The 14,761-nt window shown below is 68.7% G+C and carries 17 protein-coding genes; 13 read left to right on the forward strand and 4 right to left on the reverse strand.

Annotated elements, in window-relative coordinates; genetic code table 11:
* Positions 1–42 precede the first annotated feature (42 nt).
* Positions 43–816 (reverse strand): glycosyltransferase family 2 protein, encoded by a 774-nt coding sequence (locus QM782_RS10045; protein WP_415202780.1) that lies wholly within the window; start codon positions 814–816, stop codon positions 43–45.
* A gap of 40 nt (positions 817–856) precedes the next feature.
* Between QM782_RS10045 and QM782_RS10050 the strand changes: the two genes are divergently transcribed.
* From QM782_RS10050 to QM782_RS10065, 4 genes are all read left to right on the forward strand, one after another.
* Complete coding sequence (locus tag QM782_RS10050; protein WP_415202781.1) at positions 857–1,960, forward strand: glycosyltransferase family 4 protein; 1,104 nt, start codon at positions 857–859, stop codon at positions 1,958–1,960.
* Positions 1,961–2,024: 64 nt separating this feature from the next.
* Positions 2,025–2,930 carry an acetylglutamate kinase gene (gene argB, locus QM782_RS10055; RefSeq protein ID WP_415202782.1) on the forward strand — a complete coding sequence of 302 codons (906 nt, stop codon included), beginning with the start codon at positions 2,025–2,027 and terminating at the stop codon, positions 2,928–2,930.
* Between the two features lie 444 nt (positions 2,931–3,374).
* Positions 3,375–3,698 carry a hypothetical protein gene (locus QM782_RS10060; protein ID WP_415202783.1) on the forward strand — a complete coding sequence of 108 codons (324 nt, stop codon included), beginning with the start codon at positions 3,375–3,377 and terminating at the stop codon, positions 3,696–3,698.
* A 23-nt stretch (positions 3,699–3,721) separates the two neighbouring features.
* Positions 3,722–3,934 (forward strand): hypothetical protein, encoded by a 213-nt coding sequence (locus tag QM782_RS10065; protein ID WP_415202784.1) that lies wholly within the window; start codon positions 3,722–3,724, stop codon positions 3,932–3,934.
* A gap of 518 nt (positions 3,935–4,452) precedes the next feature.
* Here the strand turns inward: QM782_RS10065 and glmS are convergent.
* On the reverse strand, positions 4,453–6,354 hold the full coding sequence (gene glmS / locus QM782_RS10070; protein ID WP_415202785.1) for a glutamine--fructose-6-phosphate transaminase (isomerizing): 1,902 nt from the start codon (positions 6,352–6,354) through the stop codon (positions 4,453–4,455).
* 136 nt (positions 6,355–6,490) lie between these two features.
* On the opposite strand from glmS, the gene QM782_RS10075 reads away from it, so the two are divergent.
* Both QM782_RS10075 and QM782_RS10080 read left to right on the forward strand, forming a co-directional pair.
* On the forward strand, positions 6,491–6,973 hold the full coding sequence (locus tag QM782_RS10075) for an Lrp/AsnC family transcriptional regulator (RefSeq protein WP_415202786.1): 483 nt from the start codon (positions 6,491–6,493) through the stop codon (positions 6,971–6,973).
* 86 nt (positions 6,974–7,059) lie between these two features.
* Complete coding sequence (locus QM782_RS10080; protein WP_415202787.1) at positions 7,060–7,470, forward strand: DUF2325 domain-containing protein; 411 nt, start codon at positions 7,060–7,062, stop codon at positions 7,468–7,470.
* A 1-nt stretch (position 7,471) separates the two neighbouring features.
* Here the strand turns inward: QM782_RS10080 and QM782_RS10085 are convergent, their stop codons facing one another.
* Entirely contained in the window at positions 7,472–8,578 is a 1,107-nt protein-coding gene (locus QM782_RS10085; RefSeq protein WP_415202788.1) for a magnesium transporter CorA family protein, read from the reverse strand.
* 16 nt (positions 8,579–8,594) lie between these two features.
* Positions 8,595–9,608: a porphobilinogen synthase gene (hemB, locus tag QM782_RS10090; protein ID WP_415202789.1), complete on the reverse strand. Its 1,014-nt coding sequence runs from the start codon at positions 9,606–9,608 to the stop codon at positions 8,595–8,597.
* A gap of 212 nt (positions 9,609–9,820) precedes the next feature.
* On the opposite strand from hemB, the gene QM782_RS10095 reads away from it, so the two are divergent.
* The 7 genes from QM782_RS10095 to rpsG all read left to right on the forward strand — a co-directional run bounded on the left by QM782_RS10095 (position 9,821) and on the right by rpsG (position 14,758).
* Complete coding sequence (locus QM782_RS10095; protein WP_415202790.1) at positions 9,821–10,249, forward strand: CopD family protein; 429 nt, start codon at positions 9,821–9,823, stop codon at positions 10,247–10,249.
* Positions 10,250–10,265: 16 nt separating this feature from the next.
* On the forward strand, positions 10,266–11,372 hold the full coding sequence (locus QM782_RS10100; RefSeq protein ID WP_415202791.1) for a VanZ family protein: 1,107 nt from the start codon (positions 10,266–10,268) through the stop codon (positions 11,370–11,372).
* A gap of 10 nt (positions 11,373–11,382) precedes the next feature.
* On the forward strand, positions 11,383–11,724 hold the full coding sequence (locus QM782_RS10105; RefSeq protein ID WP_415202792.1) for a (2Fe-2S) ferredoxin domain-containing protein: 342 nt from the start codon (positions 11,383–11,385) through the stop codon (positions 11,722–11,724).
* A gap of 11 nt (positions 11,725–11,735) precedes the next feature.
* Entirely contained in the window at positions 11,736–12,383 is a 648-nt protein-coding gene (locus tag QM782_RS10110) for an alpha/beta hydrolase (RefSeq protein ID WP_415202793.1), read from the forward strand.
* Positions 12,384–12,439: 56 nt separating this feature from the next.
* Positions 12,440–13,600 carry a D-alanyl-D-alanine carboxypeptidase family protein gene (locus tag QM782_RS10115; protein ID WP_415202794.1) on the forward strand — a complete coding sequence of 387 codons (1,161 nt, stop codon included), beginning with the start codon at positions 12,440–12,442 and terminating at the stop codon, positions 13,598–13,600.
* A gap of 147 nt (positions 13,601–13,747) precedes the next feature.
* Positions 13,748–14,125, forward strand: coding sequence for a 30S ribosomal protein S12 (gene rpsL, locus QM782_RS10120; RefSeq protein WP_145552590.1), 378 nt, complete (start codon positions 13,748–13,750; stop codon positions 14,123–14,125).
* A gap of 159 nt (positions 14,126–14,284) precedes the next feature.
* On the forward strand, positions 14,285–14,758 hold the full coding sequence (rpsG, locus tag QM782_RS10125; protein ID WP_415202795.1) for a 30S ribosomal protein S7: 474 nt from the start codon (positions 14,285–14,287) through the stop codon (positions 14,756–14,758).
* The last annotated feature ends 3 nt before the right edge of the window (positions 14,759–14,761 follow it).

The following is a 14,761-nucleotide window of genomic DNA, read 5'->3' on the forward strand; positions in this document are numbered from 1 at the left end:
CGATTGGAGGCGTAGTGCCCCGCGTGAAGTGGGGTGGCGATATTATTCTGATGGGGAGGGTGTCGCTTCCCCCCGCATGTGCCATAGCGACCTATAGCGCCAAAACGTCGCAGAAGTCCAGACCTTGATAAGGCTCTCGCAATGCCAGCAGAGGTGATGCATGTCGCGCCGGCTGGCTCGGCGAGCGGCGTGCTGCACCTGCAATTCTTCTGCGACTTGAATATGCCAGCCGGCCAACTGTAACCGTGCGCATAGATCGAAATCTTCGCCATACATGAAGAAGCGTGTATCGAAGCCGTCAATTTGCCGGTACGCCGCGGCGCGCAGCAGCATGAACATGCCGGGGATCCAGGCAGGATTTGGTGGAGCGCAGTAGCCTCGCCGGTTGCGCAGCAAGATCTCGCGAGGGGTTAGCAGGCCGCGATGTGGTTCCGGCGCATTGCGGCCCGGCTCGACGATGCGAGGGGTCAGCACACCACTGTCGACGCGAGCGCGCGCCAATAAAGTCTGCAGCACATCGTTGTCGAGCCGGATGTCCGGGTTCAGCACCAGAAACCAGTCGCTTTCGCAGTGTGCGAACGCCGCATTGTGGTTGGCGCCGAAGCCCTGCGGTCGTATGTTGACAATGCGTTCTATTGCAAAGCCCAGGTTGGCCTGGGCCAATAGGTCAGCTTCCGGAATGTTGATGGTCAGAATCACCTTCGCGATGGACGTTGCACAGTGCCGGCCCAATTGTTCCAGCAAGGGGAGCAGCAACTCCTGTTGCCCATGGCTGACGATGGACACCGTGATTGGTCGGTGGAGCGTATCTTGCATGGTCTAATTTCGGCTCAGGGAATTTTAGGTTCCCAGTTCCATGATTTTTCTCGTCGTCCTCAGCTTCTCCATCTCGGCGGTCACGGTCTTTCTCGTGATCCGGCTCGCGCGTCGCCACGCGCGCCGGTACGCGCACGACATGCCGCAGCGCTTCCACGTCGGCCATGTGCCGCGCATCGGCGGCGTCGGCATCTTCGCCGGCCTGGCGCTGGCCTGGGCCTATGCCGGTACGCCGCAGGCGGCGCCGCTGAACGTGGACTGGCAGGCCAACTCCGTGTTCCTGTGGCTGCTACTGATGAGCATGGCGCCGGCGGTGCTGGCCGGCATCGTGGAGGATATGACGCAGCGTTTGCGCGCGCGCTTGCGCCTGGGCCTGACGGCGCTGTCTGCGGTGCTGCTGGCATGGCTGCTGGGCCTGGGGGTGGATCGGGTCGGTCTTGGTCTGCTGGACGGTTGGCTGCAGGCCACTCCCTGGGCGGCGGCGCTGTTCGCCGTGGTCGCCATCGCTGGCTTGCCGCACGCCTTCAACCTGATCGACGGCTACAACGGCCTGGCCGGCATGGTGGCGATCCTGGTCAGCCTGGCCATCATGCACGTGGCGCTGCAGGTCGGCGACCGGCAACTGGCCGGCATGCTGGCCTGCCTGGTCGGGGCCACGGGCGGTTTCCTGCTCTGGAACTATCCGTACGGCAAGATCTTCGCTGGCGACGGCGGCGCCTACGTCTGGGGCTTCGTGATCGCCGTGGCCTGCGTGCTGCTGGTGCAGCGCCATCCGCTGGTGTCGCCCTGGTTTCCGATGCTGGTGCTGATGTACCCGGTCGGCGAGACGCTGTTCTCGATCTACCGCAAGCTCGCGCGCGGCCAGTCGCCCGGCACGGCCGATGCGCTGCACCTGCACCAACTGATCTTCCGGCGCATCGTGCGCGTGGTGCTGGAGGACGGCGAGGCCGAGGAGATGCTGGCGCGCAACAATCGCACCTCGCCCTACCTGTGGATGTTCGCGGCCCTGTCCGTCGTGCCGGCCGTCATGTTCTGGCACAACACCCGCGTGCTGTTCGTGTTCTGCCTGCTGTTCGCGTTCAGCTACGTCTGCGCCTACCTCGCCATCATCCGCTTCAAGGTGCCGCGCTGGCTGCGCAAGTGACGGGTGGAGGGCGAGCGGCGGCCCCTACAATCCGCCGCATTTTCAGCCCCCGGAGCGCTCCGCCATGACCACGAACAACGAGCCGGACCTGTCCGCCATCGCGCCGCGCGACAAGGCCGAGATCCTGGCCCAGGCCCTGCCGTACATCCGCAAGTACCACGGCAAGACCATGGTCATCAAGTACGGCGGCAACGCGATGACGGACCCTGCGCTGCAGGCCGATTTCGCCGAGGACGTGGTGCTGCTCAAGCTGGTCGGCATCAAGCCCGTGGTGGTCCACGGCGGCGGCCCGCAGATCGAGACGGCGCTGAACCGCCTGGGCAAGAAGGGCGAGTTCATCCAGGGCATGCGCGTGACCGACGCCGAAACCATGGAAGTCGTCGAATGGGTGCTGGCCGGCGAGGTGCAGCAGGACATCGTGGGCCTGATCAACCAGGCCGGCGGCAAGGCCGTGGGCCTGACCGGCCGCGACGGCGGCCTGATCCGTGCGCAGAAGCTGCGCATGGCGGACAAGGACGACCCGAGCATCGAGCACGACGTGGGCCTGGTCGGCGACATCACCGCCATCGACCCGGGCGTGGTCAACGCCCTGCAGGACGACCAGTTCATCCCGGTCATCAGCCCGATCGGCTTTGGCGAGCAGAACGAGAGCTACAACATCAACGCCGACGTGGTCGCCGGCAAGCTGGCCACGGTGCTGCAGGCCGAGAAGCTGGTGCTGCTGACCAACACGCCGGGCGTGCTGAACAAGGCCGGCGAGCTGCTGACCGACCTGTCCGCACGCGAGATCGACGAACTGTTCGCCGACGGCACGATTTCCGGCGGCATGCTGCCCAAGATCGCCGGTGCGTTGGATGCGGCCAAGAGCGGTGTCAACGCGGTGCACATCATCGACGGCCGCGTGCCGCACGCGATGCTGCTGGAGATCCTGACCGACCAGGCCTACGGCACCATGATCCGCGCGCGCTGACGGCGCGCCGTCCGATACCCGACAGCGCCGGGGCGTGTGGTGCAGGCGCCCGGCATCGCGGCCTTAGACCCCGTGGTAGGACGGTTCGGTGGTTTGCGCGATGGAGAAGCGCCTGGAGGATTTCTTGGTGAAGAAACCGGGCGCAAACCGATCCGGCCCAGGCGTTCAGGAATTGCAAGGAAGACGGTGAGCTGGTGGGCCAGCAGGGAGTGAGGTTCACTGACGCCCGGGCGCGGTTGGCTGGCATCTGAACGCACTGCGTTACCTGAACCATCTCTGACTACCTTGATAGAGATAAGAAGAGGTAGTCGCACGATTGCGTACCACTGTACGGCGCTGGCGCAGCAGTTGGTGCAAGCTTTGCCGGGGCGTTCGCTGTGGGGCGATACGCACAACGGGCTGTTCTTGGCGGCACCTCTCGCCGAACCGGCAAGAGCACCTTCCTTGCAGGGCGACCTGGTGCCAGCCCTCCAGCAAGCGGGCGTCGAGGTGGCGGATGTGGACATGTGGACCGACACCCGTCGCGACCCTGGCGTCCTGATCGCCGAAGCCATCACCCGTGCCCTGCAGCCGCACTTGGGGCTGGTGGCCCGCACGGCCAGGAAGGCCGGTGCCAAGGGCGTGAAGGTGGCAGGTGCACTGGACATCGATGCCAGCAAGATCGGCCAGGCCGATGGCCTGGCCCTGGTGGATGCACTGCGCAGCCTGCAACAGGTTGCAGGCCGGCCCGTGGCGCTGGTCATCGACGAGGCCCAGCACGCCCCCTGACCAGCGAGGCAGGCGAGGCGGCGATGGCAGCGCTGAAGTCGGCGCGCGACCAGATGAACCAGTCCGGCCAGGTGAATCCGATGCTGGTGATGTCAGGCTCTGGCCGCGACAAGCTGCTGCGCCTGGTGGTCAGCGCAGGCGCGCCGTTCTACGGCTCGCAGATTCAGGCGCTGCCGCCGCTGGACGGCTGGTTTCATCGCGCATGTGGCCGGCCTGGTGGAAGCCCGGCGGCCTGATCTTGTGCCTGTGGGCCGGGCTGCGCTGCACGCGGCGTTTGCCGCCTTCGGCCATCGGCCGCAGTTCTTCATGGCTGCCATGGGGGCGGTGTTCCGCCCACTGTCGGGCTGCTGCGGCCGGTTCGAGCCGGCGTTGCAGCAGGCCGCGCAGGATCGGCAGGCGCAACAAGACGCGGCGCAGATGGAATCCGACTACCTGGGGCTCAAGCCTACCGAGCAGGTGGTGCTTTGCGCATGCTCCACCAGGGGCCGCGCTTCCGTTCTTGTGACGCCGAAGCCCTGTGCTTCTACCGCGAGCCGTTGGGCGGTCGTTCGGTCAGCGTGCCGCAGGCGCAAAGGCCCTGGTGGCAGCCCTGCGCCAGCGTACGCCGGCCCTGGTGTGGACGTCGGCACGCGGTGAATACGCGTTGGAAGATGCCGTCATGCACCGCTGGTATGCGGACCGAGTCGCCGCCGCGCAATGGCCCCCGGCTTCGCCACGGGGCACATTGGCGCAGGACTCCTGACGCGACCCGGGTTCACTCGACCGTGACGCTCTTGGCCAGGTTTCGGGGCTTGTCCACGTCCGTGCCGCGCGCGCAGGCCGTGTGGTAGGCCAGCAGCTGCAGCGGCACCACGTGCAGCAGCGGCGACAGCGCGCCGTAGTGCTCGGGCATGCGGATCACGTGGATGCCTTCGCCGCTGTCGATCTGCGTGTCGCCGTCGGCGAGCACGTACAGCACGCCGCCGCGCGCGCGCACTTCCTGCATGTTGCTCTTGAGCTTTTCCAGCAGCTGGTCGTTGGGTGCCACGGTCACCACCGGCATGGCGCTGGTCACCAGGGCCAGCGGGCCGTGCTTGAGCTCGCCGGCGGCGTAGGCCTCGGCGTGGATGTAGGTGATCTCCTTGAGCTTGAGCGCACCTTCCAGCGCGATCGGGAAGTGCAGGCCGCGGCCCAGGAACAGCGCGTTCTCCATCTTCGCGAAGTCCTCGGCCCAGCTGATGATCTGTGGCTCCAGCGCCAGCACGGCCTGCAGCGCCACCGGCAGGTGGCGCATGGCCTGCAGGTGCTGCTGTTCTTCCTCGTCCGTCAGCCGGCCCTTGGCCTGGGCCAGCGCCAGCGTCAGCAGGAACAGGCCCGCCAGCTGGGTCGTGAAGGCCTTGGTCGAGGCCACGCCGATCTCCACGCCGGCGCGCGTGATGTAGGCCAGCTTGCATTCGCGCACCATGGCGCTGGTGGCCACGTTGCAGATGGTCAGCGTGTGCGCCATGCCCAGGCCCTGGGCGTGGCGCAGCGCGGCCAGCGTGTCGGCCGTCTCGCCGCTCTGGCTGATCGTGACGACCAGCGTGCGCGGGTCGGGCACGGAGTCGCGGTAGCGGTATTCGCTGGCGATCTCGACCTGTGTGGGGATCTTCGCGATGCTCTCCAGCCAGTACTTGGCGGTGCAGCCGCTGTAGTAGCTGGTGCCGCAGGCCAGGATCAGCACGCGGTCGATCTCCTTGAACACGCGGTGCGCGCTCGCGCTGCGGCCCTGCTCGTCGGGCTGGCCGTCGAACAGCTCGGGCACGATGCCGACCAGGCCTTCCAGCGTGTCGGCGATGGCGCGCGGCTGCTCGAAGATCTCCTTCTGCATGTAGTGGCGGTACGGGCCCAGCTCGGCCGCGCCGCTGTGCGCCTGCACCGTCTTCACGGGGCGCTCGACCGGCTTGTGCGCCTGGTCGACGATCCAGTACTTGCCCAGCTGCAGGTCCACCACGTCGCCTTCGGCCAGGTAGACGATCTGGTCGGTCACGCCGGCCAGGGCCATGGCGTCGCTGGCCAGGAAATGCTCGCCGCCCTCCCGTCCCACGCCCAGGATCAGCGGCGAGCCGGCACGGGCGCCGACCACGCGGTGCGGCTCGTCCTTGGCGAACACGGCGATGGCGTAGGCGCCATGCAGTTGCTGTACGGCGGCCTTGACGGCCTCGAACAGGTCGCCGTCGTACAGGCTGTCGACCAGGTGCGCGATGACCTCGGTGTCGGTCTGGCTGGCGAAGTAGTAGCCGCGGGCCTTGAGCTGCGCGCGCAGCGCGTCGTGGTTCTCGATGATGCCGTTGTGCACCAGCGCGATGCGGCCGGGGCGTTCCGGCGCGTCGGGGCCGGCGCCATGGCTGAAGTGCGGATGCGCGTTGTGCACGGCCGGCGCGCCGTGGGTGGCCCAGCGGGTGTGGGCGATGCCGGTGCCGCCTTCGATGTGGTCCTGCTCCACCTGCGCCGCCAGCTCGGCCACGCGGGCCGTGCTGCGCGTGCGCTGCAGCGCCGCGCGGCGCGTGGTGCCCAGGCTGCCGGCGTGGACGGCCACGCCGCAGGAGTCATAGCCCCGGTATTCCAGCCGTTGCAGGCCCTGGACCAGGATGGGAACGATGTTGCGCTTGGAAACAGCGCCGACGATGCCGCACATGGGTGTTCTCCGATCAATCGAATGGCGCGCATCCTAGAAGAAGGAGGTGGATAATTTCGTTTATTTCTTCACGCACCACGAACGATAATTTCTTTGTTACATCATGGAGACTGAAAATTTCGCCGATGATCGATTCATGGAATCAATCGATCTCGATGCCGTAGACCTTCGCTTGCTGGATCTGCTGCAGCGCGACGCTTCGCAGAGCAACCAGGCGCTCGCCGAGCGCGCCCACGTGTCGCCGCCGACCTGCTTGCGGCGTGTCAAGCGGCTGGTCGAGTCCGGCGTGGTGGAGCGCCAGATCGCCATCCTCTCGCCGGACCGGCTGGCGCCCTTGCTGGGCCATGGGCTGACCGCCCTGGTCGAGATCACGCTGGACCGGCAGGACGCCGGGCACCTGGCCGCGTTCGAGGCGCGCGTGGTGGCGGACGACGCGGTGCAGCAGTGCTACCGCGTGTCGCCGGGGCCGGACTTCTGCCTCGTGGTGCATGCGCGCGACATGCCGGACTATCTGGCGCTGGCCGAGCGGCTGTTCACCGCCGACGCCAACGTGCGCAACGTGAAGGCCTTCTTCAGCCTGCGGCGGGCGAAGTTCCAGCCGCTGCTGCCGCTCGCTTGAGGGGCGCCCCTGGCACGCATCCGGGAATCGTCTTTGGTTGAGAACCATTCTCAACTAAGATCGAGATTCTCGTGGAAAGGGGTGGCATGACCGACGATGTCGAGCTGCGGCTGCAGGCCGCGGAACTGCTGCTGCCGTGGCGCCGGCTGGGCGCCGCGCAGCAGCGCTGCAGCGAGGTGATCAGCGCGCAGCACCGGCGCATCCAGCAGCTCGAAGCCGAGCTGCTGCGCACGCGCGCGGCCGTGATGGTGCGCACCACGGCGCTGGCCTGGGCGCGCCAGCAGGGCGTGGCGGCGGTGGGCGAGGGCGACAGCGCCGCCCTGGAGGAAAGCCTGGTGGCCGCCGACCTGGTGATCTGCCAGACCGGCTGCCTGAGCCATGGCGACTACTGGCGCGTGCGCGACCATTGCCGGCGCACCGGCAAGACCTGCGTGATGGTCGACCAGCCCGAGGCGCTGCGCATCGTGCGCCTGCAGCGCGAGGCCGCGCGCTGTTGAATCAGCGCCCGGTGCGGGCCAGGTAGCGCTTGCGCCGGAACAGCGTGACCAGTGCCACGGTGATCAGCGCCATCGCGCCGATGGCCCACCAGAAGCCGCCGCGCTCGTGCAGCAGCGGGATGAATTCGAAGTTCATGCCGAAGATGCCGGCGATCAGGTTCAGCGGCAGGAACACCGCGGTCAGCGCGGTCAGCACGCGCATGATGTCGTTGGTGCGGTTGCTCTGCGCCGAGAAATGGATCTGCACCACGGTCTCGGCGTTCTGCTCCAGCCGGCGCACGTGGTGCACCACGCGCTGGATGTGCTCGATCACGTCGCGCGAGCGGGCGATCAGGCCGTCGCGCTCGGCCTGCGGCATCTGGCCGGCGGGCTGCTCGCGCAGCGTGTCCAGCCATTCCTGCATGGCGTCGTGCTGCTCCTCGCAGAGGTCTTCGAGCACGTGCAGTTCCTTGCGCGCGGCCATCAGCGCGTTCCAGTTCGCGAAGCGCGAGTGCGGGCGCAGCAGCTCCTGCTGCCAGTGGTCCAGCTGTTGGCTCAGCTGCTTGCGCAGCTCCAGGTAGCTGTCGACCATCTGGTTGACCATGCGCAGCATCAGGTCGGCGGCGCTGGCCGGCAGCCGGCTGCGCGCGGCGGCCGGCAGGCCCTCGCTGTGCACGGCGTCGGCCAGGTAGCGCTGCAGGAAGGTGTGCGCGGCGGAGCAGCCGTCCGGGTGCACGCTGATCAGCAGCCTGTCGAATACCGCGAAGCCGACCGCGCGCGTGCTGATGCGGCGGAACGCGGCGGGCATCGCCTCGGGCCGGCCGGCGGGCGCGTGCCGGGCGGCGTCCTGGCCGCCTTCCTCCTGGGTGGACAGGCGGCGGAACACGACCAGGTCGTAGACCGAGGTGTAGTCGTAGTGCGAGGGGTGGGCCGCGTTCAGCAGGTCGGCGCAGTGCAGGTCCAGCAGCTGCGAGCCGCCCAGGCGCTGCGCGGCCTGCTGCAGGGCGGGCAGGGCCGCTTCCAGCTGCCCGCGGTCCAGGAAGATCCAGACGAAGCCGGCGGCCGGTGCCCGGGCCGGCAGCGCATCGGCGAAGCGCAGCGTGCCGGCACCGAACTCGACGATCTGCATGGCGCGCGCGGCCGGGTCAGGCGCGCAGCAGGCGGGCCGCGTCGAGCGCGAAGTAGGTCAGCACGCCGCTGGCGCCGGCGCGCTTGAAGGCCAGCAGGCTTTCCATCATCACGGCGTCGTGGTCCAGCCAGCCGTTCTGCGCGGCGGCCTTGAGCATCGCGTACTCGCCGCTGACCTGGTAGGCGAAGGTCGGCACGCCGAAGCGGTCCTTCACGCGGCGCACCACGTCCAGGTAGGGCATGCCGGGCTTGACCATGACCATGTCGGCGCCCTCGGCGATGTCCAGCGCCACCTCGCGCAGCGCCTCGTCGCCGTTGCCCGGGTCCATCTGGTAGACCTTCTTGTCGCTCTTGCCCAGGTTGGCGGCCGAGCCCACGGCGTCGCGGAACGGGCCGTAGAAGGCCGAGGCGTACTTGGCGCTGTAGGCCATGATGCGGGTGTGGATCGCGCCGCGCGATTCGAGCGCGGTGCGGATCGCGCCGATCCGGCCGTCCATCATGTCGCTGGGAGCGACGATGTCTACGCCGGCCTCGGCCTGCGCCAGCGCCTGGCGCACCAGCACGGCCGTGGTCTCGTCGTTGAGGATGTAGCCGGTGGGGTCGAGCAGGCCGTCCTGGCCGTGGCTGGTGTAAGGGTCCAGCGCCACGTCGGTCATCACGCCGAGCTCGGGGAAGCGGTCCTTCAGCGCGCGCACCACGCGGGGCACCAGTCCGTCGGGGTTCCAGGCCTCGCGGCCGTCGTCGGTCTTCAGGCTGCCGTCCACCACCGGGAACAGCGCCATCACCGGGACCTGCAGGCGCACGCATTCCTCGGCCACGGGCAGCAACTGGTCCAGGCTCAGCCGCTCGACGCCGGGCATGGACGGGACGGGCGTGCGCCGGCGTTCGCCGGCCTGCACGAACACCGGGTAGATCAGGTCGTGCGTGGACAGCGCGTGTTCGCGCACCAGGTTGCGCGTGAAGGCGTCGCGGCGCAGCCGGCGCGGGCGTGCGGCCGGAAACGCGGCCAGGGGGGACAGGTCGTGGCTCATGCCGAAAATTGTGCCGCAAGCCCAGGGCAAGCCCTAGTACTGGCCGGGGTGGCCTTTGCTAGATTGCGCTCCGGGCGGTTCGCCGCCTGCCCGCTTCACCTCCCTGAGCGGGGCCTCGACGTGTAACAGCCGACAGGCTTGCCACCCCGTACCACTGCTTCGCGCCGGTCGGGGTATTTTTTTGCCCGGAGCGCGGCCCCTACACTGCCGCCATGCTCTGGGTGAAGTCGTTCCACATCGTGTTCGTGGCGAGCTGGTTCGCCGGCCTGTTCTATTTGCCGCGCATCTTCGTGAACCTGGCGATGGTGCCGGCCGACTCGCCGGCGGAGCGTGCGCGGCTGCTGCTGATGGCCGGCAAGCTGCTGCGCTTCACGACGTTGCTGGCCGTGCCGGCGCTGGCGCTGGGCCTGGTGCTGTGGCTGTACTACGGCATCGGCCGCGGCCCGGGCAACGGCTGGATGCATGCCAAGCTGCTGGTGGTGGCGCTGGTGCTCGGCTACCACCATGCCTGCGCGCGGCAGCTCGGGCGCTTTCGCCGCGGCCAGGCCACGCGTGGCCATGTCTGGTACCGCTGGTTCAACGAACTGCCGGTGCTGCTGCTGATCGCCGCCGTGGTGCTGGCCGTCGTCAAGCCGTTCTGAACGCGGCCGCACGCGCATGCACAAGACCTCGGCCTGGCCGCTCGCGCTGGCCTACCTGGGGCTCGTGGTGTATGCCAGCCTGTACCCGTTCGAGGGCTGGCGCGACCAGGGCATTGCGCCCTGGGCCTTCCTGGGGGCGCCGCTGCCGCGCTGGTGGACGTGGTTCGACGTGCAGGTCAACGTCGCCGGGTATGCGCCGCTGGGCTTCCTGCTGGCGCTGAGCGGCTTGCGCTCCCGCCGCACCCGCCACCCCGTGCTGCTGGCCACGCTGGCCGGCGCCGGCGTGGCACTGCTGATGGAAACCACGCAGGGCTTCCTGCCGCGGCGCGTGCCGTCCAACGTGGATCTCGCGCTGAACGCGGCGGGCAGCTGGCTCGGCGCCGTGCTCGCCTGGCTGCTGCAGCGCGCGGGCACGATCGACCGCTGGAGCCGCTTCCGCGAGGCCTGGCTGGCGCCGGATGCGCGCGGCGCCATGGTGCTGCTGGCGCTGTGGCCGGTGGCGCTGCTGTTTCCGGTGGCGGTGCCGCTGGGCCTGGGCCAGGTGTTCGAGCGCGTGGAGGAGGCGCTGGCGGCGATGCTGGCGGACACGCCGTTTCTGGAGTGGCTGCCGGTGCGCGCGATCGAACTGCAGCCGCTGGTGCCCGGCGCCGAGATGCTGTGCGTGATGCTCGGCGCGCTGGTGCCCTGCCTGGTCGGCTACGGCGTGGTCACCGGCGTGCGGCGGCGCGCTTGGTTCCTGCTGCTGCTGACGCTGGTCGGTGTCGGCGCCACGGCGCTGTCGGCCGCGCTGAGCTACGGTCCGGCGCACGCCTGGACCTGGTGGACGCCGCCGGTGCGCGCGGGCTGGGGCGCGGCGGTGCTGATCGCCGGCCTGCTGCTGCCGCTGCGCCGGCGCGGCTGCGCGGCGCTGGCGCTGCTGGCGCTGGCGCTGCACCTGAGCCTGCTGAACCAGGCGCCCACCAGTGCCTACTTCGCGCAGACGCTGCAGACCTGGGAGCAGGGCCGCTTCATCCGCTTCCACGGCCTGGTGCAGTGGCTGGGCTGGCTGTGGCCCTACGGCGCGGCGGCCTACCTGTTGCGGCGGCTGTCGCGGCCGGACGCGAAGCCGCCGGCGGCTTCCTAAAATGCCGCGCATGAGCACGTCTCCTCCCTCCTACTACCAGCGCCACGTCTTCTTCTGCCTGAACGAGCGCGCCAGCGGCGAGGACTGCTGCGCCCAGCACGGCGCCCAGAAGGCGTTCGACCGTTGCAAGGCCAAGGTCAAGGCGGCGGGGCTGGCCGGGCCCGGCCAGGTGCGCGTGAACAAGGCCGGCTGCCTGGATCGCTGCGCCGCCGGCCCGGTGGCCGTGGTCTATCCCGAGGCCGTCTGGTACAGCTACGTGGACGAGGACGACATCGACGAGATCGTCGAGTCGCACCTGAAGCACGGCAAGGTCGTCGAGCGCCTGCTGACGCCGCCGCACCTGGGCCGCTGAGGAGCCGGCGCATGAACGCATCGACCGAACGCCTGATGCTGGCGGGCCCCGTCGGCGCCATCGAAGCGCTGCGCGACGCGCCAGCGGCCGGTGCCGCGCCGCAGGGCGTGGCGGTGATCGCGCATCCGCATCCGCTGTTCGGCGGCACCATGGACAACAAGGTCGTGCAGACGCTGGCGCGCGCCTTCGTGCAATGCGGCTGGACGGCCGTGCGCTTCAACTTCCGCGGCGTCGGCGCCACCGCCGGGCAGCACGACGCGGGCATCAGCGAGACCGAGGACCTGCTGGCGGTGCTGGCCCAGCTCGGCGGCGAGGCCGCGGCGCCGGCCGCGCTGGCCGGCTTCTCGTTCGGCGCCTTCGTGACCAGCCGGGCGCTGGCCGCGGTGCACGCGGCGCGGCGCATCGAGCAGCTCGTGCTCGTCGGCACGGCGGCCTCGCGCTTCGCGGTGCAGCCCGTCCCGGCGGAGCTGCACGAGCGCACCCTGGTCGTGCACGGCGAGCAGGACGACACCGTGCCGCTGGACTCGGTGATGGACTGGGCGCGCCCGCAATCGCTGCCCGTCACCGTCGTGCCCGGAGGCGGCCACTTCTTTCACGGACAATTGCCGCTGCTCAAGGGCCTGGTGGTGCGCCACCTCCGGGCCCGCGCTTCCGCCTGAAACTTGTGCCCGGTTCCGCGTGTCGGAGCCGGGCCGTGTCTTTTCTGCCGATCCTCATGAACCGTTTCCTGAAAATGCTGGCGGCGCCGCTGCTGGCCGCCGCCGTTTCCCTCGCGTCCGCGCAGGCCCCGCAGGGGCCCGAAATCGCCGCCCGCGCCTACCTGCTGATGGACGTCACCGCCAACCAGGTGCTGCTGCAGAAGGATGCGGACATGCCGGTCGAGCCGGCTTCGCTGACCAAGCTGATGACGGCCTACCTGGTCTTCGACGCCGTGAAGGCCAAGAAGCTCAGCCTGACCCAGGCGCTGCCCGTCAGCGAGCGCGCCTGGAAGATGCCCGGCTCGCGCATGTTCATCGACCCCAAGATGCAGGTGCCGGTGGAGGACCTGATCAAGGGCATGATCGTGCAGTCCGGCAACGACGCGACCATGGCGCTGGCCGAGGCGGTCGGCGGCACGGCGGAGCGCTTCGTGCAGCTCATGAACGAGCAGGCCAAGGCGCTGGGCCTGCAGAACACCACGTACAAGAATCCCGAGGGCCTGACCGAGCCCGGCCACACCACGACGGCGCGCGACCTGGCCGTCCTGTCGACCCGGCTGATGCACGACTTCCCGGAGTACGTGCACTACTACAGCATCAAGAAGTACCGCTACCAGGGCACGCCGGTCTCCAACGACACCAACCGCAACCTGCTGCTGTTCCGCGACCCGACGGTGGACGGCCTGAAGACCGGCCACACCAATGCCGCCGGCTACTGCATGATCACCACGGCCAAGCGCGACTTCCCGAACCTGACGGGCGGACGCCGGCTGCTGTCCATCGTGCTCGGCGCTTCCAGCGAGAACGCGCGTGCCAACGAATCGCAGAAGCTGCTGAACTGGGGCTACACGGCCTACGAGGCCGTGCGCCTGTTCGATGCCGGCCAGCCCGTCGCCACGCCGCCGGTCTGGAAGGGCAAGGCTGACACCCTCAAGCTCGGCCGGACCGAGCCGATCGTCGTCGCCGTGCCGGCCGGCAGCGCCGCCCGCGTCAAGTCGGACATCGCGCGCCCGGACCCGCTGGTCGCGCCGTTCACCCAGGGCCAGGCCGTCGGCACGCTGAAGGTCGCGCTGGACGGCCAGGACCTGGTCAACGTGCCGCTGGTCGTGCTGGAGCCCGTGGAGCAGGCTGGCGTGCTCGGCCGCGCCTGGGACGCGCTGCGGCTCTGGATCAAGTAGGCGCGGCGCTTCTTGCCGCATCCGGCGGGCCCGGCTATACTCGCGGGCTTTTCGGAAAATTCCGAGGGATTCACGTTTGCCGTTTTTACGGTTGTCGGCCATCTCGCGTTGTTGGGGCGCAGGGGTGGCCATCACAAGGAGGCTTGAGTGCCAACCATCAATCAGCTCGTGCGTCAGGGGCGCGAGGTCGAGACCATCAACTCGAAGAGCCCCGCGATGCAAAACTCCCCGCAGCGCCGCGGCGTCTGCACCCGGGTCTACACCACGACCCCGAAGAAGCCGAACTCGGCGCTCCGCAAGGTGGCCAAGGTCCGCCTGACCAACGGCTTCGAGGTCATTTCCTACATCGGCGGCGAAGGCCACAACCTGCAGGAGCACAGCGTGGTGCTGGTGCGCGGCGGTCGTGTCAAGGATCTGCCCGGCGTGCGCTACCACATCGTGCGCGGCTCGCTGGACCTGCAAGGCGTCAAGGATCGCAAGCAAGCGCGTTCCAAGTACGGCGCCAAGCGTCCCAAGAAGGCCTGACCGCAGGTCTGCCATTCGGTGCCCGTCGTGCGCAAGGCATGCGCGGTGGGCGTAGTGGCCCGCAGCCTGGAATGCTCCGGGCGGGTCGAGTAAGTGGGGGTCTGGATGACTCCCGCGGTCCTGGAGCCAGGGCCAACTGAAGCAACAAAGAGGTGAAACATGCCGCGTCGTCGCGAAGTTCCCAAACGTGAAATCCTGCCGGATCCCAAGTACGGCAATGTCGAGCTGTCCAAGTTCATGAACGTGATCATGGAGGGCGGCAAGAAGGCGGTCGCCGAGCGCATCATCTATGGCGCGCTCGACTTCATCGAGAAGAAGAACCCGGGCAAGGACCCGCTGGAAGCCTTCACGATCGCCATCAACAACGTCAAGCCGATGGTCGAGGTCAAGTCCCGCCGCGTCGGCGGCGCCAACTACCAGGTGCCGGTCGAAGTGCGCCCGGTGCGCCGCCTGGCGCTGTCGATGCGCTGGATCAAGGAAGCTGCCCGCAAGCGCGGCGAGAAGTCCATGTCGCTGCGCCTGGCCAATGAGTTGATGGAGGCCACCGAAGGCCGTGGCGGCGCCATGAAGCGCCGCGACGAAGTGCACCGCATGGCCGAGGCCAACAAGGCGTTCAGCCACTTCCGTTTCTGATCT

It is taken from the genome of Pseudorhodoferax sp. (assembly GCF_047601025.1).
Taxonomy (GTDB): Bacteria; Pseudomonadota; Gammaproteobacteria; order Burkholderiales; family Burkholderiaceae_C; genus Pseudorhodoferax.